The organism is Labrys wisconsinensis (genome assembly GCF_030814995.1).
Taxonomy (GTDB): domain Bacteria; phylum Pseudomonadota; class Alphaproteobacteria; order Rhizobiales; family Labraceae; genus Labrys; species Labrys wisconsinensis.
Map to the genome: position 1 here is coordinate 404,105 of NZ_JAUSVX010000003.1, position 25,984 is coordinate 430,088.

The 25,984-nt window shown below is 69.5% G+C and carries 26 protein-coding genes; 17 read left to right on the top strand and 9 right to left on the bottom strand.

What is annotated here, in order from left to right; translation table 11 throughout:
• Positions 1-7 precede the first annotated feature (7 nt).
• A complete protein-coding gene (locus tag QO011_RS11850; RefSeq protein ID WP_307271992.1) occupies positions 8-1,045 on the top strand; it encodes a Gfo/Idh/MocA family protein in 1,038 nt (345 codons plus the stop codon).
• A 34-nt stretch (positions 1,046-1,079) separates the two neighbouring features.
• A complete protein-coding gene (locus tag QO011_RS11855; RefSeq protein WP_307271994.1) occupies positions 1,080-2,117 on the top strand; it encodes an NAD(P)-dependent oxidoreductase in 1,038 nt (345 codons plus the stop codon).
• Between the two features lie 12 nt (positions 2,118-2,129).
• On the opposite strand, the gene QO011_RS11860 is transcribed toward QO011_RS11855, so the two are convergent.
• Complete coding sequence (locus QO011_RS11860) at positions 2,130-2,810, bottom strand: polysaccharide deacetylase family protein (protein WP_307271996.1); 681 nt, start codon at positions 2,808-2,810, stop codon at positions 2,130-2,132.
• A 1,055-nt stretch (positions 2,811-3,865) separates the two neighbouring features.
• On the opposite strand from QO011_RS11860, the gene QO011_RS11870 reads away from it, so the two are divergent.
• Positions 3,866-4,300, top strand: coding sequence for a hypothetical protein (locus QO011_RS11870; protein WP_307272001.1), 435 nt, complete (start codon positions 3,866-3,868; stop codon positions 4,298-4,300).
• A gap of 136 nt (positions 4,301-4,436) precedes the next feature.
• On the opposite strand, the gene QO011_RS11875 is transcribed toward QO011_RS11870, so the two are convergent.
• On the bottom strand, positions 4,437-5,858 hold the full coding sequence (locus tag QO011_RS11875; protein ID WP_307272002.1) for a helix-turn-helix domain-containing protein: 1,422 nt from the start codon (positions 5,856-5,858) through the stop codon (positions 4,437-4,439).
• A gap of 171 nt (positions 5,859-6,029) precedes the next feature.
• Between QO011_RS11875 and aceA the strand changes: the two genes are divergently transcribed.
• The 3 genes from aceA to QO011_RS11890 are packed head-to-tail and all read left to right on the top strand — an operon-like array spanning position 6,030 to position 7,861.
• On the top strand, positions 6,030-7,334 hold the full coding sequence (gene aceA / locus QO011_RS11880) for an isocitrate lyase (RefSeq protein ID WP_307272004.1): 1,305 nt from the start codon (positions 6,030-6,032) through the stop codon (positions 7,332-7,334).
• A gap of 17 nt (positions 7,335-7,351) precedes the next feature.
• Entirely contained in the window at positions 7,352-7,588 is a 237-nt protein-coding gene (locus QO011_RS11885) for a hypothetical protein (RefSeq protein WP_307272009.1), read from the top strand.
• A gap of 57 nt (positions 7,589-7,645) precedes the next feature.
• A complete protein-coding gene (locus QO011_RS11890; protein ID WP_307272011.1) occupies positions 7,646-7,861 on the top strand; it encodes a hypothetical protein in 216 nt (71 codons plus the stop codon).
• Between the two features lie 123 nt (positions 7,862-7,984).
• Here the strand turns inward: QO011_RS11890 and QO011_RS11895 are convergent, their stop codons facing one another.
• Positions 7,985-8,680: a dienelactone hydrolase family protein gene (locus QO011_RS11895; protein WP_307272016.1), complete on the bottom strand. Its 696-nt coding sequence runs from the start codon at positions 8,678-8,680 to the stop codon at positions 7,985-7,987.
• A 108-nt stretch (positions 8,681-8,788) separates the two neighbouring features.
• The gene (locus QO011_RS11900) at positions 8,789-9,487 is read right to left on the bottom strand and encodes an alpha/beta hydrolase (RefSeq protein ID WP_307272020.1); all 699 of its coding nucleotides are present in this window, start codon (positions 9,485-9,487) and stop codon (positions 8,789-8,791) included.
• Positions 9,488-9,831: 344 nt separating this feature from the next.
• Here QO011_RS11900 and QO011_RS11905 point away from each other — a divergent pair, with 344 nt between their 5' ends.
• The 5 genes from QO011_RS11905 to QO011_RS11925 all read left to right on the top strand — a co-directional run bounded on the left by QO011_RS11905 (position 9,832) and on the right by QO011_RS11925 (position 17,221).
• Positions 9,832-12,669 (top strand): ATP-binding protein, encoded by a 2,838-nt coding sequence (locus QO011_RS11905; protein ID WP_307272024.1) that lies wholly within the window; start codon positions 9,832-9,834, stop codon positions 12,667-12,669.
• 265 nt (positions 12,670-12,934) lie between these two features.
• Positions 12,935-14,287, top strand: coding sequence for a hypothetical protein (locus tag QO011_RS11910; protein WP_307272026.1), 1,353 nt, complete (start codon positions 12,935-12,937; stop codon positions 14,285-14,287).
• Positions 14,288-14,301: 14 nt separating this feature from the next.
• Positions 14,302-15,270, top strand: a complete 969-nt coding sequence (locus tag QO011_RS11915; protein ID WP_307272028.1) for a glycosyltransferase family 2 protein — start codon at positions 14,302-14,304, stop codon at positions 15,268-15,270.
• 3 nt (positions 15,271-15,273) lie between these two features.
• A complete protein-coding gene (locus QO011_RS11920) occupies positions 15,274-15,672 on the top strand; it encodes a GtrA family protein (protein ID WP_307272030.1) in 399 nt (132 codons plus the stop codon).
• Positions 15,673-15,850: 178 nt separating this feature from the next.
• On the top strand, positions 15,851-17,221 hold the full coding sequence (locus QO011_RS11925; RefSeq protein WP_307272033.1) for an AAA family ATPase: 1,371 nt from the start codon (positions 15,851-15,853) through the stop codon (positions 17,219-17,221).
• A gap of 40 nt (positions 17,222-17,261) precedes the next feature.
• Here QO011_RS11925 and QO011_RS11930 read toward each other — a convergent pair whose 3' ends face one another.
• Positions 17,262-17,738: an outer membrane protein assembly factor BamE gene (locus QO011_RS11930; protein WP_307272036.1), complete on the bottom strand. Its 477-nt coding sequence runs from the start codon at positions 17,736-17,738 to the stop codon at positions 17,262-17,264.
• Between the two features lie 125 nt (positions 17,739-17,863).
• Here QO011_RS11930 and QO011_RS11935 point away from each other — a divergent pair, with 125 nt between their 5' ends.
• The 6 genes from QO011_RS11935 (at position 17,864) to aat (ending at position 22,918) form a co-directional block, all read left to right on the top strand.
• Positions 17,864-18,427 carry a ubiquinol-cytochrome C chaperone family protein gene (locus QO011_RS11935; protein WP_307272037.1) on the top strand — a complete coding sequence of 188 codons (564 nt, stop codon included), beginning with the start codon at positions 17,864-17,866 and terminating at the stop codon, positions 18,425-18,427.
• A gap of 54 nt (positions 18,428-18,481) precedes the next feature.
• Positions 18,482-18,997, top strand: coding sequence for a YceD family protein (locus QO011_RS11940; protein WP_307272041.1), 516 nt, complete (start codon positions 18,482-18,484; stop codon positions 18,995-18,997).
• A gap of 169 nt (positions 18,998-19,166) precedes the next feature.
• The gene (locus QO011_RS11945) at positions 19,167-20,000 is read left to right on the top strand and encodes a DsbA family protein (protein WP_307272043.1); all 834 of its coding nucleotides are present in this window, start codon (positions 19,167-19,169) and stop codon (positions 19,998-20,000) included.
• Positions 20,001-20,320: 320 nt separating this feature from the next.
• Positions 20,321-20,791 (top strand): acetyl-CoA carboxylase biotin carboxyl carrier protein, encoded by a 471-nt coding sequence (accB, locus tag QO011_RS11950; protein WP_307272340.1) that lies wholly within the window; start codon positions 20,321-20,323, stop codon positions 20,789-20,791.
• A gap of 12 nt (positions 20,792-20,803) precedes the next feature.
• Complete coding sequence (accC, locus tag QO011_RS11955) at positions 20,804-22,162, top strand: acetyl-CoA carboxylase biotin carboxylase subunit (RefSeq protein WP_307272045.1); 1,359 nt, start codon at positions 20,804-20,806, stop codon at positions 22,160-22,162.
• Positions 22,163-22,225: 63 nt separating this feature from the next.
• Positions 22,226-22,918, top strand: a complete 693-nt coding sequence (gene aat / locus QO011_RS11960) for a leucyl/phenylalanyl-tRNA--protein transferase (RefSeq protein WP_307272050.1) — start codon at positions 22,226-22,228, stop codon at positions 22,916-22,918.
• Between the two features lie 49 nt (positions 22,919-22,967).
• On the opposite strand, the gene QO011_RS11965 is transcribed toward aat, so the two are convergent.
• From QO011_RS11965 to QO011_RS11980, 4 genes are all read right to left on the bottom strand, one after another.
• A complete protein-coding gene (locus QO011_RS11965) occupies positions 22,968-23,339 on the bottom strand; it encodes a DUF6717 family protein (protein ID WP_307272052.1) in 372 nt (123 codons plus the stop codon).
• Between the two features lie 112 nt (positions 23,340-23,451).
• The gene (locus tag QO011_RS11970) at positions 23,452-24,648 is read right to left on the bottom strand and encodes a GNAT family N-acetyltransferase (protein ID WP_307272059.1); all 1,197 of its coding nucleotides are present in this window, start codon (positions 24,646-24,648) and stop codon (positions 23,452-23,454) included.
• 98 nt (positions 24,649-24,746) lie between these two features.
• Positions 24,747-25,298 (bottom strand): DUF2155 domain-containing protein, encoded by a 552-nt coding sequence (locus QO011_RS11975; protein WP_307272063.1) that lies wholly within the window; start codon positions 25,296-25,298, stop codon positions 24,747-24,749.
• Between the two features lie 96 nt (positions 25,299-25,394).
• Positions 25,395-25,805 carry an NADH:ubiquinone oxidoreductase subunit NDUFA12 gene (locus QO011_RS11980; RefSeq protein WP_307272067.1) on the bottom strand — a complete coding sequence of 137 codons (411 nt, stop codon included), beginning with the start codon at positions 25,803-25,805 and terminating at the stop codon, positions 25,395-25,397.
• Between the last annotated feature and the right edge of the window lie 179 nt (positions 25,806-25,984).

A 25,984-nucleotide genomic window follows, 5' to 3' on the forward strand; every position in this document is an offset into this window, starting at 1 on the left:
AGCAGACATGGCAGGCCCCTTGCTCCGCGTCGGCGTGATCGGCTGCGGCTTCTTCGCCGAGAACCACCTGGCCGCCTGGGCCGGCATGGAGGGCATCGTCCTGGCCGCGGTGTGCGACCTCGACGAAGCCAAGGCCCGCGCCGCGGCGCAGAAGTTCGGCGCGGCCGCAGCCTATCGCGATGCAGCCGAGATGCTGGCCAAGGAGCAGCTCGACTTCGTCGACATCGTCACCACCATGGGCTCGCACGCCGCGCTGGTCGGCCTGGCGGCGCAGCGGCGCCTGCCGATGATCGTGCAGAAGCCGCTGGCGCCGACATGGGAGGCGGCGGTCGGCATCGTCGAGACCTGCCGGGCCGCCGGCATCCCGATGATGGTGCACGAGAACACCCGCTTCCTCACCCCCGTACGCGCGGCACGCGCGGTGATCGACGGGGGCGAGATCGGCACCCCGACCTGGGCCCGCATCGCCTTCCGCACCGGCCACGACATCTATGGCAAGCAGCCCTATCTGGCGAAGGAGGAGCACTTCGTGCTGCTCGACCTCGGCGTGCACATGCTCGACGTGGCGCGCTACCTCCTCGGCGACGTCGCGCGGCTCTATTGCCAGAGCGAGAGCATCAAGCCGGGCATTGCCGGCGAGGACATGGCGACCACGGTGCTGCGCCACCAGGCCGGGGCGACCAGCGTGGTCGAGTGCAGCTATGCCAGCCCGATCCATCCCGATCCGTTCCCGCAGCTGGTGCTGCAGATCGAGGGCATGCGCGGCAGCCTGCGCGTCGATCCCGGCTACCGCATGACCGTCGCCGCCGAGGGTGCCGTGCGGGAGGTCGACGTCTCGCCGGCCCTGTTCCCGTGGTCAACGCCGCCCTGGCACGGCACGCAGGAGAGCGTGGTGCGCACCCAGGAGCACTGGGTCAAGTGCCTGCGCCAAGGCATCGAGCCGGAGACGTCGGGCACCGACAGCCTGAAGACCTACGGCCTGGTCTGGGGCGCCTATGAGTCCACCCGCAGCGGCCAGGCGGTGACGCCGCTCGACCAGCGGTGATCTCTCCTCCCTCGCCGCAACCACGGACGCTGGCATGACCGCCCCCCGCATCGGCCTCACCGCCGACCTCTTCGACAGCCGTGGACGGCCGATGTTCGGCACCGGCCCGCTCGACCTCCTCGCCCAGGCGGGCCTGACCTGGACGAGGCTGCCGCCGGACGGCGGCGCCATCGATCCGGCCGCCGTGGCTGATTTCGACGCCCTGCTGATCGGCGGCTCGCGCCTGGGCGAGGCCTCGCTGGCCCGCGACGGCGGCCGGCTGCGCATCGTGGCCCGCAACGGCGTCGGCCATGACGCGGTCGACGGCGCCGCCCTGGCCCGGCGTGGCATCCTCCTGACCAATTCGCCGGTGGCGGTGCGCCATCCCGTCGCCGCCATGGCGCTCGCCTTCATGCTGGCGCTCGGCATGCGCCTGCCGCTGAAGGCGCGCCTCGCCCGCGAGGCACGCTGGGCCGAGCGCGGCGACTTTCCCGGCACGGGCCTGCCCGGCCGCACGCTCGCCATCGTCGGCGTCGGCGGCATCGGCCGCGAGCTGGTCCGGCTGGTCCAGCCCTTCGGCATGCGCATCCTGGCGGCCGATCCCTTCGTCGCGCCCGCGCAGCTCGCCGGCCTGCCGGTCGAGCTCATGCCGCTCGAGGCAGCGCTGGCGCAGGCGGATTTCGTGGTGATCGCCTGCCTGCTGAACGAGACCACCCGCAAGCTGATCGACGCGCCGCGCCTGGCGCTCATGAAGCCGACCGCCTTCCTGATCAACGTGGCGCGCGGCCCGATCGTCGACGAGGCCGCGCTGATCGCCGCGCTGCAGGCGGGCTCGATCGCCGGCGCCGGCCTCGACGTGTTCGAGCGCGAGCCGGCCGACCCCGCCAATCCCCTGCTCGCCATGGACACCGTCATCGCCACACCCCACTCGCTGTGCTGGACCGACGGCTTTGTCGACGGCGTGGCGCGGGACGCGATCAAGGGCATCGTCGCGGCGATGCAGGGGCGGCTGCCGGACCATGTCGTCAACCCCGACGCGATCGGCCATGGCAGGGTCGGGCAATGGCTGGGAAAGTCCGCGGGCCCGGCGTGAGACCTGCCGCCGTCAGGCGGCGGAGCGGCTCTCCAGGAACACCGGCCACAGGCCGGGCGGCACGGTCAACGGAGCCGCGCGCCGGATGACGTTGCCGAGCCAGGGCATCTCGTCCGGCGGGATATCCTTGACGTGATAGAGCAGACCGGCCGTGCCGCGCGCCGCGACCTCCTTCCTGAGGTGCTTTTCGACATGCTCGACCGGGGCGACGCGCACCGGCCGGTAGCTCGCCAGCGTGTCGACGCGCGCCGGCAGCGTCCTCAGGGCGGTCGGCAACACGGCATTGCCAGCCGAGAGATAGCGGAAGCCGAGCCCCTCCAGCACCTGCAGCGCCGGCCCGGACGTGAAGTTCCAGGGCGGGACATAGCCCTCGACGCGCGAGCCCAGCATGTCCTCGAGGCGAAGCTTGCCGCCCTGCAGCTCCGCCGTCATCGTCTCGCGCGCAATGTCGGCGGGAAACTCGTCCCGCCGCGCCGGCGTGCCGCGGTTGGCATGAAGGACGCCGTGCTGGAACACGCTGAAATTGCCGTTGCGACGGATATAGGACGCCATCTCGGGCGTGAGCTTGCCCGGAATCACCGCCAGAAGGCAGTGCATGCCCCTCTCCACGAACTGGTCGAGAACGCCCATCAGCTCGTCGTAGCAGCGGTAGATGTCGTCGATCCGGTGGAACAGGCAGGCATTGCCGAGCATGGAGGATCGTTCCCGCGGTGGAGGCCTGCCGGCCCCCACCGGCGACAGCGTGTCCCGCCCTGATAGCACGCCGCACCGGCCCGCGCGAAAGGGGGCGGCAAGCCGGTCGTGCCTCGGTTTGAAGTTTCCCCGCACGCTTTTCGCGAGGGCTGCACTTCGCCGATCCGAGGCCGGGCGCGTGCCGCGGCGCCTGGAGTTCAGCCACACTCCGCCCGCCGACAAATCACGATCCCTGGGCCGCGGCGCTAGTTCCCCATCAGCTTGAGGACACGATCGAGCCCGCCAATTCGGTCACGCAGAGCCGTCCCCGCGGCATCGAGCTTCGCTGCCTCAGCAGGCCCTCCCGGCTTCCCGCTGCAAGCGAAGAGGCGTGGTCCATCCTTATCGAGCCGACGCGCGGCAGCAATCTCACGATTGCGTTGCTCGACCACTCTCGCCCGGTAGGCTGTGGCTTGCGGTAGGGTGCGAGCCCTCTGGATCTGGGCGCTCAGCCGATTTCCGTCCCTGATCACCGCAGCGATGTCCGCCTTCAGCCTCGAATAGCCGTCCCGGCACCGCGCTTCCTCGCTGGAAACTGCCGCCCCTGCTGAAGCCGAGCTACCGGAATGCACGATGGCGACGACGATGGCAGGCAAACAGACCCGTAGCTGAAAGCGCATTCGTCCCCCCAATCCGCAGCTTCCTGCCATCGTATCATGTCTGAACAGGCGCGCGCGGCCCGAGCATCGGCGAGGCGGCGCTGACCGCCACGCCGCAGGCGGGCCCGATCGTCGGCTCTGGCCTCGACGTATTCGAGCACAAGCCGGTCGACCCCGCCGATCTCCTTCTCGTCATGGACAATGTCATCGCCGCGCCGCGCTCGTCGTACTGGATCGACGGCTTCCTCGACAGCGTGGTGCGGGACGCGATCAAGGGCATCGTCGCGGCGATGCCGGGACGATGCCCGACCATGTCGTCATCGCCGCAGCGCTCGGCCTGCGAGACTTGCGGGGTGGCAGGGCCATTCGCCATGATAGGACAGCGCTATCGCGTTTCACGTCAGGAATGGCCCGGCTTTGCTCCAGGTGCGGAAGGATTTGGCACGGCAACCGACGCGGGCGGTAATCAACAACCTCGCCGCTCGGTTCGGCTTCGAAATTCACGACTGCATGCAGGATTGGGAATGGGAGGTCTCGGATCCGGATCGGATCGAAGAGTTTCTCGACGCATATGCGAGCGGAGACCTCGGCGACGACGAACGGTTCACGCTCATGGAGACGATCCTTGAGTCGCTCGAAGAGTCCGGTCGTCAACCTGAGTCCGATTCGCTCTGGGCGATGGCGCTCGAGAACCTCGAGACTCACATTCGTCTCCACGCCTCGACCGTCCTCTATTGGTCGTGCCTCGAAACTGACGATCTCGCATTGGCATGGACCGTAGCCCCGTTCTGCCGACGGATCCTCGATAACCACCGTGACCTCTTTGAAGATGACGGCTCGGCGCCGTCCTGATCATCGGCGTCGAGGCCGTCTACGCAGGGAAGGCTGATCGGCGTGGGAGACCTCTTGCCGACGGGGCTATCGGAAGCCCTTGTGCCGGCCCGTTGCCTTGCGAAGGTTTCACGACGCCTCTTCGAGCAGGCCTCCCCTACCCCGCGAACCCGAACGGCGACAGCGTCTTCACGAACTCCGAATCGCGCGGCTCCTTGCCGATCGGCGGGGCGGCGCGCTGGCCGCAGTCGGGGCGGGGGCAGAGCCGGCAATTGACGCCGATCGGGGTCGGCTCGATGGTCTTGAGGTCGATGCCGCGGCTGTAGACCAGCCGCTCCGCTGATTTGAGGTCGCAGGCGAGGCCGACGGCGAAGGCCGGCTCCGGCCGGCCCCAGGGGGTCAGGCCGCGGCGCACGGTGCGCGCGATCGAGAAATAGCGCTCGCCGTCCGGCATCTCGACCACCTGGGTCAGGATCCGCCCCGAGGCCTCGAAGGCCTTGTGCACGTTCCACAAGGGGCAGGTGCCCCCGAAGCGCGAGAAGGGAAAGCCGCCCGAGGACAGGCGCTTGGAGACGTTGCCGGCAGCATCCAGGCGGATCATGAAGAAGGAGACGCCGCGGCTCTTCGGGCGCTGCAGCGTGGTCAGCCGATGGCAGACCTGCTCGAAGCTCATCTCGAAGCGCTGGCCGATCAGGTCGATGTCGTAGCCGGTCTCCTCCGCCGCCTTGAACACCCGGGCATAGGGCATCAGCACCGCGGCGGCGACATAGTTGAGGAGGGTCAGGCGGAACAGCCGCTTCGCCCGCTCGTCGAGGAGGCCGGCGCTCGCCACCAGCGGAGCCACCGCCGCCTCGGCCTCCAGCGTCGCGAGCTGGAACGCCATCTGGAACAGCCGCGAGGACGGCTCCAGCAGTTCGGACAGGTTGAGGTTGCGGCGATGGGCGTCGAAGCTGCGCGCCAGCGCGCCCATCACCGCGCCCGGCAGCACGCGCACCCGGATGCGGTGCCGGCCCGACAGGCGCTCGGCGAGCGCCGTGTGGAACTGGCCGGGGAGCGGGGCCATGTCCTCGTGCAGGCGCTCGGCCGCGGCGTCGAGCTCGGGGAAATGATTGCGCCGCTCGGCCAGCAGGTCGCGCACCCGCTCGACGGCGATGTCGGCGCCGGCCTCGGCGGGCGGCCCCTGCCCCGCCTCGACGCTGCGCCGATGCTCGCGATAGAGGCCGTAGAGCATTTCGATCAGTTGCGCCGCATTGGGCGCATTGGCGATCAGGTCCTGGATCTCGCCCCGGCTGACGGAAACGGCGGCGAGGGCGGGATCGGCGAGGATTTCGGCAATGCCTTCCTCGGTGACGCGCTTCTCGCTCTCCATCAGCGAGCGCAGGTCGATGTCGAAGGCCGAGGCGAGGCGCAGCAGCACATTGGCGGTGAGCGGGCGCTGATTGCGCTCGATCAGGTTGAGATAGGAGATCGAGACACCGAGCCGCTCGGCCATCTCGGTCTGCGTCAGGCCGTGCTCCTGGCGGATGCGGCGCAGGCGCGCTCCGGCAAACAGCTTGCGATCATCGAACCCCGTGCTCATGTATGTCTTTTTACAATTTCACTCATGTCATGTCGATACATTTCATCACATGACACTTTCGCCTTGCCGAACTGGCTCTTAACACTCTGCGCTGTCGAACTTTTCCGTTAGGGTTGCCGTTGTCAATCACACGGGCGGCGGCCACGCCGTCGCGAGACAGCGAGACGCATCATGACCGAGTCCACCTTCCAGAGCCTCGTGCCCGGCGCCCCTGCCGGCCGCTTCGACGGCATCGCGCGCAGCTACGGCGCCGCCGATGTCGAGCGCCTGCGCGGCTCGGTCGCCGTTGCGCACACGCTGTCCGAGCGCGGGGCCAACCGGCTGTGGCGCTCGCTGCACGAGACGCCCTATGTCAACGCGCTCGGGGCCGTCACCGGCAACCAGGCCATGCAGATGGTCCGCGCCGGCCTGCAGGCGATCTACCTCTCCGGCTGGCAGGTGGCGGCCGACGCCAACCTCGCCGGGGCGATGTATCCGGACCAGAGCCTCTATCCCGCCAATTCCGGGCCGGAGCTGTGCCGGCGCATCAACAAGGCGCTGCAGCGCGCCGACCAGATCGAGCATGCCGAGGGCGGCGCCGGGCGCGACTGGTTCGCCCCCATCGTCGCCGACGCCGAGGCCGGCTTCGGTGGGCCGCTCAACGCCTTCGAGATCATGAAGGCCTATATCGAGGCCGGCGCCGCGGGCGTGCATTTCGAGGATCAGCTCGCCTCGGAGAAGAAATGCGGCCATCTCGGCGGCAAGGTGCTGATCCCGACCGCGGCGCACGAGCGCAATCTCAACGCCGCGCGCCTCGCCGCCGACGTCTGCGGCGTGCCGACCCTGGTCGTCGCCCGCACCGATGCCGAGAGCGCCCGGCTGATCACCTCCGACATCGACGAGCGCGACCGGCCCTTCATCGAGCCGGACGAGCGCACGCCGGAGGGCTTCTACCGCCTGAAGGAGGGCACCGGGCTCGACCATTGCATCGCCAGGGGGCTCGCCTATGCCTCCTGCGCCGACCTGCTGTGGTGGGAGACCTCGCATCCCGACCTCGACGATGCTCGGGCCTTCGCCGAGGCGATCCAGAAGCAGCATCCCGGCAAGCTGATGGCGTACAATTGCTCGCCCTCCTTCAACTGGAAGGCGAAGCTCTCGCCCGAGACCATCGCCAAATTCCAGCGCGAGCTCGGCGCCATGGGCTACAAGTTCCAGTTCGTCACCCTGGCGGGCTTCCACGCCCTCAACCACGGCATGTTCGAGCTGGCGCGCGGCTATCGCGACCGCGGCATGGCGGCCTATTCGGAGCTGCAGCAGGCCGAGTTCGCCGCCGAGGCGCACGGCTATACCGCGACCAAGCACCAGCGCGAGGTCGGCACCGGCTATTTCGACGCGGTGAGTCTCGCCATCGGCGGCGGCGCCTCGTCGACGACAGCCATGCGCGATTCCACCGAGGCGGCCCAGTTCGCCAAGCCGCACGCCATCGCCGCCGAGTAAACGAGAGGAGAGACGCCATGAACGCCATCGTCCGGGGCGAGTTCCGCCCCCTCCCCGGTTCCGACGAGACCGAGCGCGACAAGGCGGTGCGCCGCGTCGCCGATGCGGTGCACCGCGTCAACGAGGCCATCATCCGCGCCGTGGAAGCCGGCGTCTCGGTCGAGCTGGTCCGCACCTCGCGCTATCACGACGGGCGCGGCAACTGGGGCGACCAGATGATCCCGACCATCCGCGAAGCCGCCATTGCCGGCTGAAGCTGTCTAGACATGTCCAGGCTGGGCGCGCCCGGCCTGGACGACCGGAGGAACGCCATGCTGACCACGCAAGCCCCCTCGCAGCGCGACGCCGCGCCACCGGCGATCGAGCCACCTTCGCCCTGGACCGTCCTCGCCCATCCCGACGGCAGGCCGCTGCTCGGCGCCCGCAGCCTGTGGACTGTCGGGATCACCTGGCTCGAGGGCGGGCGCGGCGCAGCGCCGGCACGGATCGAGGCACGGCGCGAGGCGGAGCTGGGACCAGGGCGTTGAGGCGGACTGGAGGCCTCGCCATCCGTCCGGCACGAGAGCCGACCGGATCCCGCGACTTCCGGCGGGAGTCCGTCGAGAAACGCTCCTCCGCCGCTAAGCAGGTTCGGGAGAACCTGCTTGAGTTCATCGAAGCTGCTCGCTCAGGAACGCACCTGTCCGCCCGTTCGCGAGCGCGGCCGCCTCGGCGTTGTAGTGAGCGCCGTTGTGGCGCGCGAAGGCGTGGTTCTGGCCGGGGTAGCTGAAGACGATCGCGTTGTCCTTCGAGGCGAGCGCGGACTTGATGGCGGCCTGAGCGGCCTTGGAGATGAATTCGTCTTCCTCCGCCAGGTGCATCAGCAGCGGAGCCCTGAGGCCATCGACCTCGTCGAGATATTTTTCGGTGTCTCCGCCATGGTAGGCCACCGCCGCGTCGGCGCCGAAACGCGCGGCAGTCAGGAACGCCATCAGGCCACCGAGGCAGAAGCCCATCACCGCCACCTTGCCCGTGCAGTCGGGCAGGTGAGCCACGCTGCTCAGGACGTGGCTGATGTCCTCCGCGCCCCGATCGCGGTCGAAGGCGGCATAGAGCTGCAGACCCCGCTGCCAGTCCGGCTCCGAGCTCACGCCCAGATCGACGCCCGGCTCCTGGCGCCAGTAGAGGTCCGGCGCGACCGCGATGAAGCCCTGCTGGGCGAGTTCATCGCATGTCTTGCGGATGTCGGCATTGACCCCGAAGACCTCGTGCAGAACCACGACGGCAGGCGCGGGCAGCGCGGCCGGCCGTGCGACATAGGCACCGAAGGCGCCGTCGGGGGCGCGGATCGCAAGATGATTGCTCATGGGGCTTTCCTGGATGACTGGGCGCGAACGGGCGCCGGCCGGTCGCGGGTGCGCCGGCGCGGGAATGATGCGCCGGCGCGGCCCCGCTCGATCGGCCGGATCGGCAGGTCAGGCCGCGTGCGCGGTCCTGGCGACCGCGGCGGAGGCATTGCGGATCACCTCGAGCACGGCCCGCGGTTGCGAGAGCATGGGGACGTGGCTGCTCGCGAGCTCGACGGTCGTGGCGCCCATGCGCTTGGCGGCGAAGCGCTCCAGCTCCGGATTGACGGTGCGATCCTGGGTGGCGACGATCGACCAGCTCGGCTTGGTCCGCCAGGCGACGCCGTCATGCTTCTGGGTGAACAGGTCCATCGCCGGCGCGAAATGGGTCGCGTAGGCGATCTCCTGCTCCTCGGGAGTGAGGTCTCCGGCGAAGCAGACCGTGCCCTCCGGCTTCAGCCAGACGCGGCCGTCGGCGACGTCGATGTGCTTGAAGATGTCGGTCCTGGGGAACTTTTCCTGCTGGCCCTGCGACGTCTCGGTCTCGTCCGGGCCCAGGGCCGCGATATAGACCAGGGCGGCCACTTTGGGGTCCAGACCGGCGTGCGTGATGACGGTGCCGCCGTAGGAATGGCCGACGAGAACGACCGGGCCTTCGACGCGCGCGATCGTTCGGATGGTCGCGTCGACATCGCCCTTCAGCGTGTCCAGGCCGTACTGGGCGGCCATCACCTCGTGGCCCTCCGCCCGCAGCGTCGGGATCAGCTTCTGGAAGCATGAGCCATCGGCCCAGATTCCGTGCGCGAAGACGATACTCGGCTTAGCCATGATCTTCTCCCTCCGTGAACCTTCTGCGGCCACCGCAGGGATTGCGGCGGCCAGACCCCGGAACCGACGGCGCCGGGCAGAGCATTGCGACGGGACCGACCGCTGCGGGGCGCCATGAAGCGGGGCATGCGGCCCCTCGCCGGCGATGTTCGCCTCTCGCGGACGCTTTCGACGAGGACCCGATCCGCAGTCTCATTCTACCTCGGGCGATCCGCCAGTGAAGGGATGTGATTGTTTGTGACGTGGCGTGGCGGAACCCTGCCTGCGGAGCGCCGACGAACGACTCAAGTTCGTCGAGGTGTTGGGGTAAAGAGGGGGCACGGTCGGAATGTGCCGGTGCGGCCATGACACTCACATCGAATGCGGCGGTGGGAGAGCATCTCGCTTTTGGCGAGTTCGAGCTTGCGCCGGCGGCGCGGGCCCTTTGGCGTTCGGGCACGCCTGTGAAGCTCGGCAGCCGAGCGCTCGACATCCTGATCGCCCTGGCGTCGCGGCCCGGCGAGATTCTCTCCAAGAATGAGCTCACACGGCTCGTCTGGGGCGATGCCTTCGTCGACGAGACGGCGCTCCGGGTCGGCGTCTCCGCCGTGCGGAAGGCGCTTGGCGAAGGCGGCCAGGATTGCATCACCACCGTGCCGGGACGCGGCTATTGCTTCGTCCGGGAGGTCGCGACGACGCCGGGCCTTCCATCGCGCGGATCGACGGACGGCGAGGTCCTCAAGCCCCAGCGGCTTCCCCAGCAGATCGCCCGTGTCGTCGGCCGCGACGCGGTCATCGAGACCCTGGTCCATGAGGTGGCGCGCCGCCGTCTCCTGTCGCTGGTGGGGCCGGGCGGCATCGGCAAGACGACGGTCGCCCTGGCAGTCGCGGCGCGCCTGCGCGATGCGTTCGACGCCGTCGCCTTCGTCGATCTCGCGCCGATCGAGGACAGGCACCAGATGTCGGCCGGCGTGGCCGCGGCGTTGGGGCTGAACCTCCGCCCGCGGCAAGACCCCCTCGAGGAGATTGCAACCGCCATCGCGGGACGGCGGGCCCTGCTCCTTCTCGACAATTGCGAGCATCTCGTGGATCCGGCCGCGGCCTTCGCCGAGGAGCTGCTGGGGCGGGTTCCCGGCATGTCGATACTGGCCACCACGCGCGAGCTGCTGCGCGCGGCCGGCGAGTGGGTCCATCAGCTCTCCCCGCTGGATGTCCCTCCGAACACGGCCGCGCTCTCTGCGCGAGCCGCCCTCGGCTATTCGGCGGTGGAAATGTTCGAAGATCGCGCCGCCTTCGCCCTGGGAGGGTATGAACTCAGCGACGCAGACGCGCCCCATGTCGCCGAAATCTGCCAACGGCTGGACGGTATCGCGTTGGCCATCGAGCTCGCCGCGGGCCGCCTGGCCGACCTGGGGGTCCAGCGGCTCGCCAGCTCCCTGGAGGACGGCTTCCAGGTGCTCACGCGTGGACGGCGCACGGCGCTTCCGCGGCACCAGACGCTGCGCGCCACGCTCGACTGGAGCTATCGGCTCCTGTCACCCGAGGACCAGGCGGCCCTGAGACGGCTCTCCGTGTTCAGCGGTCCCTTCACTCTCGACGATGCGAAGGCCGTGATCGGACGGGATCGACGGCTGATGGAGGTCGGCGACGCCTTGGCCAGCCTCCTCGACAAGTCCCTCATCGCCGCCGCCCCCAGGGACGGCATCCCTCGATACGGCCTGCTGGAAACCACCCGGGCCCATGCCCGGGAGAAGCTGGCCGAGGCCGGAGAGGCGGACTTGTATCGCCGCCGCCACGCCGACCATGTCCGAGCCGTCTTCGACCGGGCCCACGCGGAGTGGGGCCGACGGCCGACGCTCGAGTGGCTGCAGGCCTATTCGGATCAGCTCGGCAACCTCAGGACCGCGCTGGACTGGGCCTTCGCCCACGAGGACGACGGCGGCATCGGCGCCGCGCTGACCGCCGCGGCAGCGCCCCTGTGGTTCCACCTGTCGCTGCTCGACGAGGGCCTCACGCGGGTGGAGCGGGCGATAACCCGGCTCAAGGCCCGCCCCCATCCGGACCGGCGGCTCCTGATGCAGCTCTATGCCGTTTCGGGTTGGCCGCAGCTGCGAGCCATCAAGGGAATTCCGAGCGGATCGGCGGCCTGGGAGGAAACCCTGGCCCTCGCCGTCGAGCTCGGCGACGTCGACTACCAGCTCCGCGCGCTCTGGGCGCTCTGGGTCGACTGTGGCAATCGCGGCGCTGCGGCGGAGGCTCTCGTGCTGGCCAACCGCTTCGCCGGCCTCGCCGAGGCGGCAGGGGAGCCGCAGGATCGCATGATCGCTCGCCGCCTGCGCGGTCACTCGCTCCACTTCCTGGGAGACTTCACAAGCTCGCGCGAGGAAACCGAGACCATGCTGGCCCATTACGCGCGAGCGCCACGAGGATCGCATCTGGTCCGCTTCCAGTACGATCAGAGGCTGGTCGCCGAGATCGTCCTGGCCCGCGGACTGTGGATCCAGGGCCGTGCCGAGCAGGCGGTGGCGCGCCTCGACGACATGGTCGCGGAGGCGCAGGCGCTCGACCATACGCTGACGCTGGCCCATGTTCTGTCCGATGCGGCCTGCTTCATCGCCCTCTGGGTGGGCGATCTGGCGCTCGCCGCCCGCTACGTCGGCATGCTGCGAGCGCACACGACGCTGCACGCGCTCGACGTCTGGCGTACCTATGCGGATGCCTTCGAAGGCGAAATCCTGATCCGGGAGGGGCGCGCGCCGGAAGGCGTGGAGCGCCTGAAGCAGGCCGTTCGATCGCTCCAGTCGGGAGGATTCGTCCTCTACAACACGGCGTTCGCCGGCGTTCTGGCGATCGGGCTCCTGGCGTGCGGCCGGAGCCGCGAGGCGCAGGACGTGGCGGAGACTGCCATCGGTCGATGCCATGACACCGGAGAAGCCTGGTGCCTCGCCGAGCTCATGCGCATCCGCGCCCTGGCTCTCGCGGCGTCGGGCCGCTCCAAGGACGCCGTCGACGTCCTGGCGAACGGCCTTGTCGTCGCGCGCAGGCAAGGCGCGCTCGCCTGGGAGCTGAGGCTGGCATCGGCTCTCGTGGAGATCGAGGACAGCGCCGGCGCCCGAGACGTTCTGCGCGACATCGTGAACCGCATGCCGGAGGGCTTTGCCACGAGCGACTACCGCCGCGCCGTGGAAAGGCTGAATGCCTGACCGCCCGTTCTTCGGACCGCCCGGCGAGCGGGAGCGGACCTGTCCAATGTCGCCGCTTCCACGGGCGCGCGCCGCCCTCGCCCGGGTGCTCCGCGCCCTTATGCGGCATGGGAACCGGCTGCACCGCCGCCGCCCGTGGAGGCCGGGCGGGTGCGCCGGATGGTCGCGCATTGCACAGGATTTCATCCTGCCCAGTTCCTGACACGACAAGGAGACGGACGGCTGCTATGAGCGGATCCCATCCCTGTTCGTGTTCGAGTGCGTCATGTCCGTGCGTGCCGCGGCGCCCGTCCGAGTTCCCGAGCTCCTGCTGGCGCTGCTCACCTGCATCGCCGGCTTCGCGCTGTCGCTCCACCTGTTCTACCCCGGCATGGCGACGCACGACGCCCTGGCCGTCTACGACCAGGCCTATGCCGGCCGGTTCGGCGACTGGCAGCCGCCGCTGCTGGGGGTGATCTGGATCGCCCTGGAGCAGGTCCTCGGCTACGGCCCGCGCGCCATCTTCCTGCCGAGCGCGGCGCTCTACTGGCTCGGCTTCCTTCTGCTGTTCCTGGGACTGCGCCGCTCCGGGGCACGGGTCGCCTGGCTGGCGCTGCCGGTGGCATTGCTGCCGCCGGTCTTCGCGCTGACCGGCACGATCTGGCGGGACGTCATCTTCTCGATCCTCTGGCTCGTCGGCTTCGGGCTGGTGCTGGCGAGCGCCGACCGCGGCCGCGTCTGGCGCACCGCCGCGCTCGTGCCGGCCGGCGCCATCGTGCTGACCGGCTTCCTCTTGCGGCCGAACGCGCTCTTTGCCGCCGCGCCGCTGCTGGTCTACCTCGCGTGGCCGCGCGACTGGCGCTGGCGGCGCCTGCTTGTCTTCGCCCTGCCGATCTCGGCCGTGCTGGTCGGCTCGACCTATGCGGTCAACTATCTCTGGCTCAAGGCGAGGCAGGACCACGGGCTCTATTCGATCTTCGTCTTCGACCTTGCCGGCATCACCCATTTCAGCGGCGAGAACGTCTTCCCGATCGCGTGGACGCCCCAGGAGCTCGAGACGCTGAAGGCCAAGTGCTACAATCCGGCCTATTGGGACGCGATCTGGTGGCGCGGATGCACCTTCGCCATGCACAAGATCGACTACGACGTGCCGCCCGGCAGCAAGCTGTTCGGCTCGCCGCGCCTGCGCCAGGCGTGGATCGAGGCGGTCCTCGCCCATCCCCTCGCCTATGCCGAGCATCGTCTCAACCATTTCCGGGTGCTGCTGACGGGCGAGCTGATGGTGATGTTCGACCAGTATCGCTCCGGCCAGTACCGCTTCCTCCTGTTCAAGAACGCGGACTATTGGCGGCTGGAGACCGCGGTGATCTGGCTGAATCGCGAGACGCCGCTGTTCCGCGGCGGCCTCTGGCTGGCCCTCGCCCTCGCCGCCGGGCTGGCGGCGCTGCGCTTCGAGCAGGGGCGGGCGAAGGCCGCCGTCCTCGCGCTGTCGAGCTCGGGGGTTGTCTACACCTTAACCTATCTGGTGTTCGGTGTTGCGGCGGAGTACCGCTACGTCTACTGGACCGCCCTCTCCTCGCTCTGCGCCGGGATCGTCGTGCTGGCGAAATGGGAGTGCGACCGGCGGACGGTCCCCTGAGCCCCGAGCCGCCGATGTCCGAGACCGCCCAGCCCCGCGTCGAGCCCGCCGCACAGCGCAGCGCCGCGCCGCGCATCGCCGTGCTGGTGCCCTGCTACAACGAGGCCACCACCATCGCGACGGTGGTGCGCGACTTCCTCGGCCACCTGCCGGGCGCGACCGTCTACGTCTACGACAACAATTCCCGGGACGGCACGGCCGAGATCGCCGCGGCGGCCGGGGCGGTGGTGCGGCGCGAGACGCGCCAGGGCAAGGGCCATGTAATGCGGCGCATGTTCGCCGACATCGATGCCGACATCTATGTCATGGTCGACGGCGACGACACCTATGACGCCGCCAGCGCGCCGCTGCTGGTCGCCCGCCTGCGCGAAGGCCCCTACGACCTCGTCAACGGCGCCCGCATCGACACCGGCAAGGCGGCCTACCGGCCGGGCCACCGCTTCGGCAACCGCCTCCTGACCGGGCTCGTCTCCAACATCTTCGGCATCGCCTCGCGCGACATGCTGTCGGGCTACAAGGCGCTGTCGCGCCGCTTCGTCAAATCCTTCCCGGCCCTCTCCACCGGCTTCGAGATCGAGACCGAGCTGCTCGTGCACGCGCTGGAGCTCAACATCCCCGCCTCCGAGGTCGACACGCCCTACAAGGAGCGGCCGGCGGGCTCGGAGAGCAAGCTGCGCACGGTGCAGGACGGCCTGCGCATCCTGCGGCTGATCACCCGCATGGTGAAGGCGGAGCGGCCGCTGCTGTTCTTCTCGGCGATGGCCACGGTGCTGGCGCTGCTCTCGATCGGCGTCGCCATCCCGGTCTTCATCGACTTCGTCGAGACCGGCCTGGTGCCCCGCCTGCCTTCGGCGGTGCTGTCGGTCGGCCTGATGCTGTCGGCGATCATCTCCTTCTTCTCAGGCCTGATCCTCTCGACCGTGACGCGCGGGCGGCGCGAACTGAAGCGCCTGCGCTATCTCGCCTTCGCGCCGGTGTGGTGAGCGATGCGGCTCTCGGCGCGCATCGCCCGGTTCCTGGTCGCGGGCGCGGCCGGCTTCGTCGTCGACGTCGGCGTGCTCAGCGCGCTGGTGTGGTGCGGCGCCGATCCGAGGCCCGCCCGGCTCGTCTCCTTCCTGGCGGCGATGACGTTGACCTGGCAGATCAACCGCGTCACCACCTTCGGCGACCGGGCCGGTCCGGCGACGGTCGCCGAGTTCCTGCGCTACGCCATGGCCAGCGGCCTCGCCGCCCTGATCAATCTCGGCGTCTATATGGGCCTGGTCACCTGGGGCGGCGCGTTCCGGACCTGGCCGGTGCTGGCCGTGGCCATCGCCACCGCCCTGTCGATGACCGTCAACTTCCTGAGCTACCTGAAGCTGGTTTTCTCGCCGCGCCCCCGATAGGGGGCGTCGGCCCCGCGGCGGCGTTAGCGGTCGTCGGCCGCCGCGTCGTGCAACGGGTTGCACCGGACGCGATGATCGCCCTTTTCACCGCACGTCGCCTGCCCTCTTTGCAACCTGGACTTGATCTGCCCGTCGAAAACGTATCAATCGTCGAAGGCCCAACCGTCGGAAGACAGCCATGACGCCGCAAGGTGACCAGTTCGTCTGGCAGACGCTCGTGAGCCATTTCGGGCCCGAGCGCGTGAACGGCATCGCGAGCTCGAGGCGACGTTTCGCGTCCCACCTGCTGCCGGACCTGCAGGCCGCGATCGTGGCCGAGGTCGCCCCGTTCGACGCCGCGTTGCTGGGCTTCCACCAGCCCTACGATCACGAAGCGCCGACCATGTCCGGGCTGTTGCTCCGCGACGGGCATTCCGTCGTTGCGATAGCGCCTCTTCAATATCAGGACCTGGATGTCGGGGAGGAGGAGCCGTTCGCCGCGCTCAAGGACGGGCTATGGCTCTTCCGCGTTCAGGATGTGCCCGTCGCGATCCTGCTTTCCCGTTACAACGACTTTTTCAGCAACAGCCAGTTGACGCAGGTCGAGATCGCCTACGTGCCGGGCGATGCCTCCTCGGCCTTCGCGCGCGACTTCCTCCAGCGCGTCCAGGCGGCCGGCGAAGTGTCCCGCCTGTACCGCGGCAAGGTCCTGTCGTTCGAAGCCGGCTCCGACTATTCCGGCATGCGGGCCGAGATGCTGGTCCACAAGCTGCCGAAGGTCGCGCGGGACGACGTCATCCTGGCCGAGGAGACGATGGCGCGCCTCGACCAGCACGTCTTCGAGTTCGACCGCCATCGCGCCGCCCTGAAGGGGCTGGGGCAGTCGACCCGCAAGGGCATCCTCCTCTACGGGCCGCCCGGCACGGGCAAGACACACGTCATCCGCTATATCTCGTCCACGCTCGCCGACCATACGACGGTGCTGATCACCGCCGAGCAGGTGACGAACCTCACCCGATACATGACGCTGGCGCGCACGCTTCAGCCGAGCATCGTCGTGCTGGAGGATGTCGACCTCGTCGGCCGGTCGCGGGACAGCATGAACAGCCCGAACACCGAAGTCCTGCTCAATCGCCTGCTGAACGAGATGGACGGCCTGCGCGCCGATGCGGACATTCTCTTCATCCTCACCACCAACCGGCCGGAAGACATCGAGGAGGCGCTCGCCTCACGCCCGGGGCGCGTCGACGAAGCGATCGAGCTCCCCCTGCCCGATGCGGCTTGCCGGCAGCGCCTCATGGCGCTCTACGGGCGCGCGCTGACCTTCGAGGACGGCGCCGAGGCCGACGCCGTGGCCCTCTCCGAAGGGGTGAGCGCGGCCTTCATGAAGGAGATGGTGCGCCGGCTCGCGCAAAGAGCGCTCGCCAGGGACGGCACCGCGCAGGTTCGGCGCGACGACATCGCCGCCGTGTTCGGCGACGCCACATCCCGCCCCAGCCGGCTGAACCGCCGCATCGTCGGCATCGTGGAGCAGCCGAGGAAGGCGCCGCCCGCAGACGAGTGCTGCTGAGATCCGCTCGCCCAGCGGCGGTGCGCCGCCGCGGCCGCGCTCAGCGGCTGAAGCCAGGGATGCCGGCTCCGAGGCCGCGGATCAGCTGGGTGATGAAGTTCTGCTCGGCGCCGGCGGTCGGCGTGGTGCGCGAGATATAGTCGAAGGCGATACCGTCCTGCAGGCCGTAATTGGCGACGCGCGTCACCTTGCCCTTGTCGAAATAGACCACCAGCACGGTGCGGTCGACCACGTGCGGAGCAAGGAAGGCGACCGGGCGCGAACTGGTCTGGGAGACGTAGTAGAAGGCTTCGCCGTTGATGGTCGAGGTGGTCGAGGGCGTGCCGAGCGCGGCGACGACCTGGTCGGAGGTGGTGCCGGGCTTGACCTGGGCGAGCATCTTCTCCGTGACGACGATTCCCTGCACGTTGGTCTCGCCGATCTGCGCGCAGCCCGACGCCGCGAGGGCCACGGCCAGGCATGCCGCCGCCGCGAAGACGCGCGACTTGGCAGGGGTTTGGGACGACTCGACGCTCACGAAAGCCTCCTGGGACGATCAACACCGGTGCGCCGAAGGCGCACGCCTTGCCGCCGCTCGGGTTCTGGCGTAACCCGCTGGCGAATGAAATTCAACCGCGCTGCTCCGGCGCGAGGACTTGCATCATGTTCGGGCTTTTCCGCAACCGGCAGCGCGAGCGGATCGTTTCGCGCCTCTACGACGAAATTCTGGCGCAGGCCCGCAATCCCGCGCTTTTTCTCGACCATGGCGTGCCGGACACAGTCGAAGGCCGGCTCGACATGATGATCCTGCACGTCTTCCTTTTCGTGCACCGCATGCGTGGCGAGGACGTGGCCGCCAAGGACGCTGCCCAGGAGCTCTGCGACCGTTTCTTTGCCGAGACCGACCGGGCCCTGCGCGAGATGGGGGTCGGCGACCTCGCCGTCCCCAAGCGCATGAAAAAGATCGGAGAGGTCTATGCCGGCTGCGCCTCGGCCTATGCCGCCGCGCTCGGCCAGCCGGGCGAGGTCGCCCTCGCCGCCGCCCTCGCCCGCAACGTCTACGGCGACGCGGCGGACCGGGAGCCGCGCGCCGCGGCGTTGGCCGACTATGTCCGCCGCGCCGCCACGCTGCTCGCGGGGGTGCCGGCGCTCGACCTCGTCGAGAAGGGCATCCTCTTCCCCAGTCCGCGTCACGAGAGCGCGGACGGCCATGCTGCCTCGGCCTGAGCGGCACCGGCCGCTGGCACCACCCTATCGGCCCCAAGCGAGAAGGAGCCCGCCATGACCGAATTCTCGATTCCCGTCCTGGTCGGCGACGTGCCGGCCGGCGGCCGCAGCTTCCGGGTCGTCGCCGACGCCGAGGCCCGCGCCGCCCTCGCCGCCCGCATCGGCGTGCCCGCCATAGCGTCGCTCGCGGCGGACCTCCGGGTGGCGCCCTTCGGCCGCGACGGGCTCTCGGTGAGCGGCGAGATCGCCGCGCGCCTGACCCAGACCTGCGTGGCGACGCTCGAGGATTTCGAGAGCAGCGTGGTGGCGCCGGTCGACATCCGCTTCTCCCCGGACGGCGTCGACCCCAATGCCGAGATCGATCTTTCCGAGCTGGTGGACGTGGAGGGCGAGGATCCGCCGGACCTGCTGGTCGACGGGCGAATCGACCTCGGCGCCATCATCGCGGAGTTCCTGGTGCTGGCGCTCGATCCCTATCCGCGCAAGCCCGGCGCGGTGTTCGAGGCCGCCGAGCCCGAGGCCGACGCCTCGCCCTTCGCCGCGCTGAAGGCGCTGCGCGGGGAGGATTGACCGCCAGGCAGGTTCGCCGAACCTGCCTGCACCCGGTGGTCCGATGCTGCGGCCGCGCTCACGCCATGATCGGCAGCCATCGTCGTCGCGCAACCGTGATGCGGGATGATTTGACCCGGCGATTCGCGATTTCTATGGTCCGTCCCGTTCCCGTCACCCGGAGATGATGATGCGTTCCCTGGCCCGCAGGATGTCCGAGTTCCATGGCGAAGCGCGCGTGCGGTCCGCTGCGGCCTGGCGACGCGCGCTCGTCTGCGGCGCGGCGGCCTGTGCCCTCGCCGCGGCGGTGGCCGTGCCCGCCGCTCGAGCCGAGGACGCGGCCAAGCTCGACCGTCCGGCGATCGAGGCGATCGTCAAGGACTACCTGCTGCAGCACCCGGAAGTGATCGAGGACGCGATCAACGTGCTGCAGGAGCGCCGCGCCACGGCCGAGGCGGAGAAGCAGCGTCAGGCGGTGAGCGCCAACAGCGACGCGATCCTGTCGGCGCCGCAGAACGCGGTGCTCGGCAACCCCAAGGGCGACGTCACGCTGGTCGAGTTCTTCGACTACAATTGCGGCTACTGCAAGCGGGCGCTGCCCGACATGCTGGGCCTCATCAACGACGACAAGAAGCTCAAGGTGGTCCTGAAGGACTATCCGATCCTGAGCCCGGGCTCGATCGAGGCGGCAAGCGTGGCGATCGCGGTGAAGAAGCAGATCCAGGGCGACAAGTTCCTGGAGTTCCACAAGGAGCTCCTGGCGAGCCGCGGCCAGGTCGGCAAGGACCGCGCCCTGGAAGTGGCCAAGGATGTCGGCATCGACATGAAGAAGCTGCAGGCCGACATGGCCGAGCAGGGCGTGCGTACCGCCATCGGCGAGAATCTGCGCCTCGGCGACACCCTCGGCGTCTCCGGCACGCCCTCCTACATCCTCGCCGGCGAGGTGGTGAGCGGCGCCATCGGCTACGACGCGCTCAAGGCCAAGATCGACGCCGTGCGCCAGTGCGGCAAGACCCTGTGCTGAGATCGCTCCCGGAATTGGGGATGGCCGTGCGCGCGGCTTTGCCTTCTCGGCGCCACAGCCTATAAGGGCCGGGATCCGACCGGACGCGCCGAGGCACGGCGCGGCCGGTTTCCCCTGGCGTGACATCGAGGCATGGCGCTCGTCGACCTTCTCAACGGCCCCCGGTTGATGCCGGCCGCGCGCGGACCCTCGGTCCGCCGGCAGCGGCATCTCTCGTCCGCCCATGGCGGGCAGACGGGCTTGCCCGCGTCCCGGCGGACCGCCGGCTCGAGACAACGACGATGGGCGGTCCAGCCCGACCAAGAAGGCAAGGCATGACGATGTCGCGAACCACCAAGTCCGGAATCGATCCCGAGCTGATCCGAGAGCTCGCCAATCTCCTGACCGAGACGGATCTGTCCGAGATCGAGGTGCAGCAGGCGGACCTGCGCATCCGCGTGGCGCGCCAGTTCGCCGTCACGGCGACGGTGCCTGTGGCCGCGCCGGCGGCCGTTCCGGTTGTGGCGGCGGTGCCCGCCCCGGCTGCGGCGCCGGCGGAGCTCGACCCGGCCAATCATCCCGGCGTGCTGAAATCGCCGATGGTCGGCACCGCCTATCGCGGCGCCGCGCCCGGTGCCAAGCCTTTCGTCGAGGTCGGCTCCAAGGTGAGCCAGGGCGACCGCGTGCTGATCGTCGAGGCGATGAAGACCTTCAACGACATCGTCGCCACCCGCTCGGGCACGGTCACGGCGCTGCTGATCGAGGACAAGCAGCCGGTGGAATACGGCCAGCCCCTGATGATCGTCGAATAACGGGCGATGCGGATGTTCGAGAAGATCCTCATCGCCAATCGAGGTGAGATCGCCCTCCGCGTGCTGCGCGCCTGCAAGGAGCTCGGCATCGCCACGGTCGCGGTGCATTCGACCGCCGATGCCGAGGCCATGCACGTCAAGCTCGCCGACGAGAGCGTGTGCATCGGGCCGCCGCCAGCGCGCGAGAGCTACCTCAACATTCCCGCGCTGATCGCCGCCTGCGAGATCACCGGCGCCGAGGCGGTCCATCCCGGCTACGGCTTCCTCTCGGAGAACGCCCGCTTCGCCGACATCCTCGACCAGCACGGCATCGCCTTCATCGGCCCCAAGGCCGAGCATATCCGGATGATGGGCGACAAGATCGAGGCCAAGCGCACGGCCAGGCGCCTCGGCATCCCCTGCGTGCCCGGCTCGGACGGCGGCGTCGACAATGACGAGGACGCGGCCCGCATCGCCGAGGAGATCGGCTATCCCGTGCTGATCAAGGCCGCCGCCGGCGGCGGCGGGCGCGGCATGAAGGTCGCGAAGACGCCCGAGGATCTGTCCGACGCCCTGGCGACGGCGAGGGCGGAGGCTCGCGCCGCCTTCGGGGACGACGCGGTCTATCTGGAAAAATACCTGGCCAAGCCGCGCCATATCGAGCTGCAGATCCTCGGCGACGGCCAGGGCCATGCCATCCATCTCGGCGAGCGCGACTGCTCGCTGCAGCGCCGCCACCAGAAGGTCTGGGAGGAAGGCCCCTCGCCCGCCCTCAACGCCTCCCAGCGCGCCAGGATCGGCGAGACCGTGGCCAAGGCCATGATCGATCTCGGCTATGTCGGGGTCGGCACCGTCGAGTTCCTCTATGAGAACGGCGAGTTCTACTTCATCGAGATGAACACCCGCATCCAGGTGGAGCATCCGGTGACGGAGATGATCACCGGCATCGATCTGGTCAACGAGCAGATCAAGATCGCGGCCGGCTCGCCCCTGTCGATCAGGCAGTCCGACATCCAGCTCGAAGGCCATGCCATCGAGTGCCGCATCAACGCCGAGAACGCCGCCACCTTCCGCCCCTCGCCCGGCACCATCACCTATTTCCATCCGCCTGGCGGCCTCGGCGTGCGCGTGGATTCGGCGGTCTACCAGGGCTACCGCATCCCGCCCTATTACGATTCGCTGATCGGCAAGCTGATCGTGCACGGGCGCAACCGCACGGAATGCCTGATGCGCCTGCGCCGGGCCATCGACGAGTTCGTGGTCGACGGCGTGGAGACGACGCTGCCGCTGTTCCGCACCCTGGTGCGCAACCCCGACATGCAGAACGGCCTCTACGACATCCACTGGCTGGAGGGCTTTCTCGAAGCCGGCGGCATGGACGGGGTGGCGTGACGGCCCGGCCGGGCCTTTCTCCGGCTGGCGGACGGCCGGTGCCGGCGATATCCTGATCGCGCCATGTCGAAGGTCGCCAACCTCCTCGTCGAGATCACGCCGCAGGTGCTGCTGAAGGCCTATGCCTGCGGCATCTTCCCGATGGCGGAGAGCGCCGACGACCCCGGCCTCTACTGGATCGAGCCGGAGCGGCGCGGCGTCATCCCGCTCGGCGGGCTGGTCGTGTCGAAGCGTCTGGCGCGCACGGTGCGGGCCGACCGCTACGAGGTCTGCGTCGACCGCGATTTCGAGGCGGTGGTCGCCGCCTGCGCCGCGCCGGCGCCGGGCCGGCGCACCACCTGGATCAACCGGCGCATCCGCAAGCTCTACGGCGACCTCTTCGCGGCCGGCCATTGCCATACCGTCGAGGTCTATGACGGGCCGGATCTCGTCGGCGGCCTCTACGGCGTCGACCTCGCCGGCGCCTTCTTCGGCGAGAGCATGTTCCATCGGGCGAGCGACGCCTCGAAGATCGCGCTGGTGCACCTGGTGGCGCGGCTGCGCCGCGGCGGCTACAGCCTGCTCGACACCCAGTTCGTCACCGACCACCTCACCAGCCTCGGCGCCGTCGAAGTGCCGCGGCGCGACTATCACCGCCTGCTGGAACGGGCGCTCACCCTGGACGGCGATTTCTTCACCTGGCCGCGCGACCAGCGGGTGACGGGGGTCGAGGCCCTGGCGGCGCTGAAGCCCGATCGAAACGGCCCGCGGGATTGAAGAGCCGTCGGCCGAGGGCCGCCTCGGAATCTCCGCCGTTGCGGGCCCGTCACGCCCCGGCCACCGCCTCGCCGATCGACGGGCGTGGTTTTACCTGGACATAAATGGCGTCCGGACGCTCGGCGAAATAGCGAAACAGTGCCGGGCACAGCCAGCCTTCGGCATCGAGCTCGTGCGAATAGTAGATATTTCCGCTGCCCTCCGCGCGCCGCCAGTCCAGGCGGAACTGGTGTCCCGGGAACGGACTGGCGGAAAAGACCAGCACGAAGCCGTTGCCGGCGTCCGATATCCGCTCCGTGACGCGGTCGATCATCGTGTCGGCGCCGCCGACGAAGGGTTCGGCCGACAGGCCGACGCGCGGGTCGTCGAAGACCCACATGCCGAGATAGCGGTAGGGTGCGATGATGTTGATGGCGTTCATCGGACTGTCGAACCCAGCGGCCGGATCGTTGCGGACAGCTAGCGGCTTTCCCTACGCACGACAACCACCGCGGTCGGTCCGGCCGCCGAGGCCTGCCGGGATGCGTCCCGCCTCACCCCCGGGTGAGGCGGGCGCGCCAGGCCTTCAGGCTCTCGTAGAGCGGCTTGTTCTGCTTGATCGAGCGCACCAGGGCGGTGCGCAGCCGGGCGCCGAGCGCCACGGCGACGCCGCGGGCCGTGACGGGATGGGTGACGTCGAACATCGCCACCTCGGCATTGGACCAGGTGTCCTTGTAGCGGGCGTCGCCGACGCCGAAATCGATCTGGTGCACGCCTCGGGCGCAGCACTCCTCGATGAGGCCCATCAGCAGCATCTCGCCCGGGCTGTAGCGGGCCAGCGGGTGCTCCTGGTCGAAGGACTGGACCATCAGCGAGAACTGGTCGCGATGGCGCAGGCCGCCGCGCACCGCGATGACGGCGCCACCGACCTCGACTCCGTGGAATTCGAGGCCGCCCTCGCCCCCCAGGCCGGCAAGCGCCGCCTCGCGCAGGAAGGCTGCCGTGCCCGGTGAGGAAAACGGATCGTCGGCGCCCATCGCCTGCAGGCGCTTGGCCTTCTGCGCGAAGAAGGCCTCGGTCAGCCGGTCGACGCAGGCGGGCGAGCCGGCGTGCAAGGCCAGGTTGGCGCCGGCCTCGGCGAAGCGCTTGGCCTTGCTGCGCAGCTTGCGGCGGCCGTCGGCGGAGAGCTGGGCCTCCATGAAGCCGGCATAGCCGCTCTCGATGCGGATGAAGCGGACATTGTCGGGCGAAGGCTGGCGGGGCAGCGTGGCGAAGGGGTGCGGCGCGCCGAACCAGCTCTCGGGCTGGTAGGCCAGGATCAGGAGGTCCGCGCCGGCAGCCGCGCAATAGTCGTCCAGCAGCGTCTCGACCGCCGCCGGTGTCAGCGTGCGGGCGAAAGACGGGTCGACGAGCGGCATGTTGATGTTGACGTGGCTGCCGCCGAGATAATGGGCGCTCGCCGCCAGGCGGCCGGCCTTGACGCCGAAGGGCAGGATCGCCACCACCCGGCCGGCGCCGTCGCGCACCACGCCGATCCGTGCCTCCAGGCCCGCCTCGGCGGCGGCGTGGCGCACCCAGGCGGCGATGAAGTCGAAGCGCTGGTAGGGGCTGATCGCCGCGCGGCGCTCCAGCGCGCGCCAGTCTTCGGCGACCGCGTCGATCCCGGCCGCGACCGTGACCGCCATGCCCGCCGCCGCCTCGCTCGCCGTGTCGAGAAGCACGGAGGGATCGCTCGACAGCACGTCCGCCATGGGGAGGCTCCAGGGGCGCGCGCAGGCAGCCGTAGCCGGCGCGTTCGAAGCGCGACACTGCCGCAATCGGGTGAATCCGGCGTAAACGCCGCGCTCGGTCAGTCGACCGGCGCGTTGGGATCGGCGGGTGCGTTGAACAGGTCGCCCGGCTCGCCCATGTCGGGCGCGGGCTGGTCGGCCGGCGCCGGCTGCGCCTGCCCCTTGCGTGGCTTGGCCGGCTTCTTGGTGTCGGCCGCGACCGGCGTCGGGACTTCCTCCGTCGGCTTCCCGCCTTTGCAGTCGGTCAGCCAGACGTCGTAGACGGGATGCTCCACCGCGTGCAGGCCGGGGCTGTCCGCGAACATCCAGCCGGTGAAGATGCGCTTGGTCTGCTTCTGCAGCGTGATCTCGTCGACCTCGATGAAGGAGGTGGTCTGCGGGTTCTCGGTGGCCGAGCGGCTGTAGCACACCCGCGGCGTCACCTGCAGGGCGCCGAACTGCACGGTCTCGTCGATGGCGACGTCGAAGGAGATGATCTTGCCGGAGATCTTGTCGAGGCCGCTGAACACGGCGACCGGGTTCTTGATCCGCTCGGCATGGGCCGGGGCCGCCAGCGCGGCCACGGCCAGCACGGAAAGACCCGGAACCAGAATACGCCGCAGAAGCTGCATCGTGCCGCCGTCAATGGAGAATCGGGCGGGGCAGTCCCGCCGCGAGGCCGGCGGGACGCTTAACATGAGGAGGGGGGCGGAAAAAGGGCGCCCGCCTCAGTTCCCCGGCGTCCAGGCCTGATAATCGCCGGTGGCGGAGGGGCGATGACCGCTGGCGAGCGTCGAGCCCCTGGGGCGGTAGGCCTTGGCCGTGCCGGTCAGATTCGGGCGGTGCGGCTTCTGCCAATCGCGCGGGGTGTATTGGGCCTCGCTCGGCGGCACGTCGATCTGGTGATGCATCCAGCCCCACCAGCCCGGCGGGATGGCGGAGGCCTCGGCATAGCCGGCATAGATGACCCAGCGCCGCTGCACGCCGATGGTCGGGTCCACCGCGCCGCCGCGGGTGCGGTAATAGACGTTGCCGAACTCGTCCTCGCCGACCCGCTCGCCGAAGCGCGAGGTGTAGAAGCGCGTGCCGATCGTCGCGCTGTTCCACCAGGTGAAGATCTTGGCGAGGAAGTTTCTCATGGCCGACGTCCTTCCCGCGCCGCCGGGACCGGCGCCGCGTCCCGTTTCTCTACAGGCCGGCGCCCGTGGCGACAAGTGCGGGCTGGCGGGATCGAGCGTGGAGGTGGGCCGTGCTTGCTCGCCGCGTCCCGGCTCCGTCACCAGGAGCACCGGCCGCGGTCGCGAGAACACGGCGATCG

What these genes read in the sequence shown, in the direction of transcription:
- QO011_RS11850 (WP_307271992.1), top strand. Translation starts at nt 8, where the DNA reads ATGGCAGGCCCCTTGCTCCGCGTCGGCGTGATCGGCTGCGGCTTCTTC.
- QO011_RS11855 (WP_307271994.1), top strand. Translation starts at nt 1,080, where the DNA reads ATGACCGCCCCCCGCATCGGCCTCACCGCCGACCTCTTCGACAGCCGT.
- QO011_RS11860 (WP_307271996.1), bottom strand. Translation starts at nt 2,810, where the DNA reads ATGCTCGGCAATGCCTGCCTGTTCCACCGGATCGACGACATCTACCGC.
- QO011_RS11875 (WP_307272002.1), bottom strand. Translation starts at nt 5,858, where the DNA reads ATGAGCACGGGGTTCGATGATCGCAAGCTGTTTGCCGGAGCGCGCCTG.
- aceA (WP_307272004.1), top strand. Translation starts at nt 6,030, where the DNA reads ATGACCGAGTCCACCTTCCAGAGCCTCGTGCCCGGCGCCCCTGCCGGC.
- QO011_RS11885 (WP_307272009.1), top strand. Translation starts at nt 7,352, where the DNA reads ATGAACGCCATCGTCCGGGGCGAGTTCCGCCCCCTCCCCGGTTCCGAC.
- QO011_RS11890 (WP_307272011.1), top strand. Translation starts at nt 7,646, where the DNA reads ATGCTGACCACGCAAGCCCCCTCGCAGCGCGACGCCGCGCCACCGGCG.
- QO011_RS11895 (WP_307272016.1), bottom strand. Translation starts at nt 8,680, where the DNA reads ATGAGCAATCATCTTGCGATCCGCGCCCCCGACGGCGCCTTCGGTGCC.
- QO011_RS11900 (WP_307272020.1), bottom strand. Translation starts at nt 9,487, where the DNA reads ATGGCTAAGCCGAGTATCGTCTTCGCGCACGGAATCTGGGCCGATGGC.
- QO011_RS11905 (WP_307272024.1), top strand. Translation starts at nt 9,832, where the DNA reads ATGACACTCACATCGAATGCGGCGGTGGGAGAGCATCTCGCTTTTGGC.
- QO011_RS11910 (WP_307272026.1), top strand. Translation starts at nt 12,935, where the DNA reads ATGTCCGTGCGTGCCGCGGCGCCCGTCCGAGTTCCCGAGCTCCTGCTG.
- QO011_RS11915 (WP_307272028.1), top strand. Translation starts at nt 14,302, where the DNA reads ATGTCCGAGACCGCCCAGCCCCGCGTCGAGCCCGCCGCACAGCGCAGC.
- QO011_RS11920 (WP_307272030.1), top strand. Translation starts at nt 15,274, where the DNA reads ATGCGGCTCTCGGCGCGCATCGCCCGGTTCCTGGTCGCGGGCGCGGCC.
- QO011_RS11925 (WP_307272033.1), top strand. Translation starts at nt 15,851, where the DNA reads ATGACGCCGCAAGGTGACCAGTTCGTCTGGCAGACGCTCGTGAGCCAT.
- QO011_RS11935 (WP_307272037.1), top strand. Translation starts at nt 17,864, where the DNA reads ATGTTCGGGCTTTTCCGCAACCGGCAGCGCGAGCGGATCGTTTCGCGC.
- QO011_RS11940 (WP_307272041.1), top strand. Translation starts at nt 18,482, where the DNA reads ATGACCGAATTCTCGATTCCCGTCCTGGTCGGCGACGTGCCGGCCGGC.
- QO011_RS11945 (WP_307272043.1), top strand. Translation starts at nt 19,167, where the DNA reads ATGCGTTCCCTGGCCCGCAGGATGTCCGAGTTCCATGGCGAAGCGCGC.
- accB (WP_307272340.1), top strand. Translation starts at nt 20,321, where the DNA reads ATGTCGCGAACCACCAAGTCCGGAATCGATCCCGAGCTGATCCGAGAG.
- accC (WP_307272045.1), top strand. Translation starts at nt 20,804, where the DNA reads ATGTTCGAGAAGATCCTCATCGCCAATCGAGGTGAGATCGCCCTCCGC.
- aat (WP_307272050.1), top strand. Translation starts at nt 22,226, where the DNA reads ATGTCGAAGGTCGCCAACCTCCTCGTCGAGATCACGCCGCAGGTGCTG.
- QO011_RS11965 (WP_307272052.1), bottom strand. Translation starts at nt 23,339, where the DNA reads ATGAACGCCATCAACATCATCGCACCCTACCGCTATCTCGGCATGTGG.
- QO011_RS11970 (WP_307272059.1), bottom strand. Translation starts at nt 24,648, where the DNA reads ATGGCGGACGTGCTGTCGAGCGATCCCTCCGTGCTTCTCGACACGGCG.
- QO011_RS11975 (WP_307272063.1), bottom strand. Translation starts at nt 25,298, where the DNA reads ATGCAGCTTCTGCGGCGTATTCTGGTTCCGGGTCTTTCCGTGCTGGCC.
- QO011_RS11980 (WP_307272067.1), bottom strand. Translation starts at nt 25,805, where the DNA reads ATGAGAAACTTCCTCGCCAAGATCTTCACCTGGTGGAACAGCGCGACG.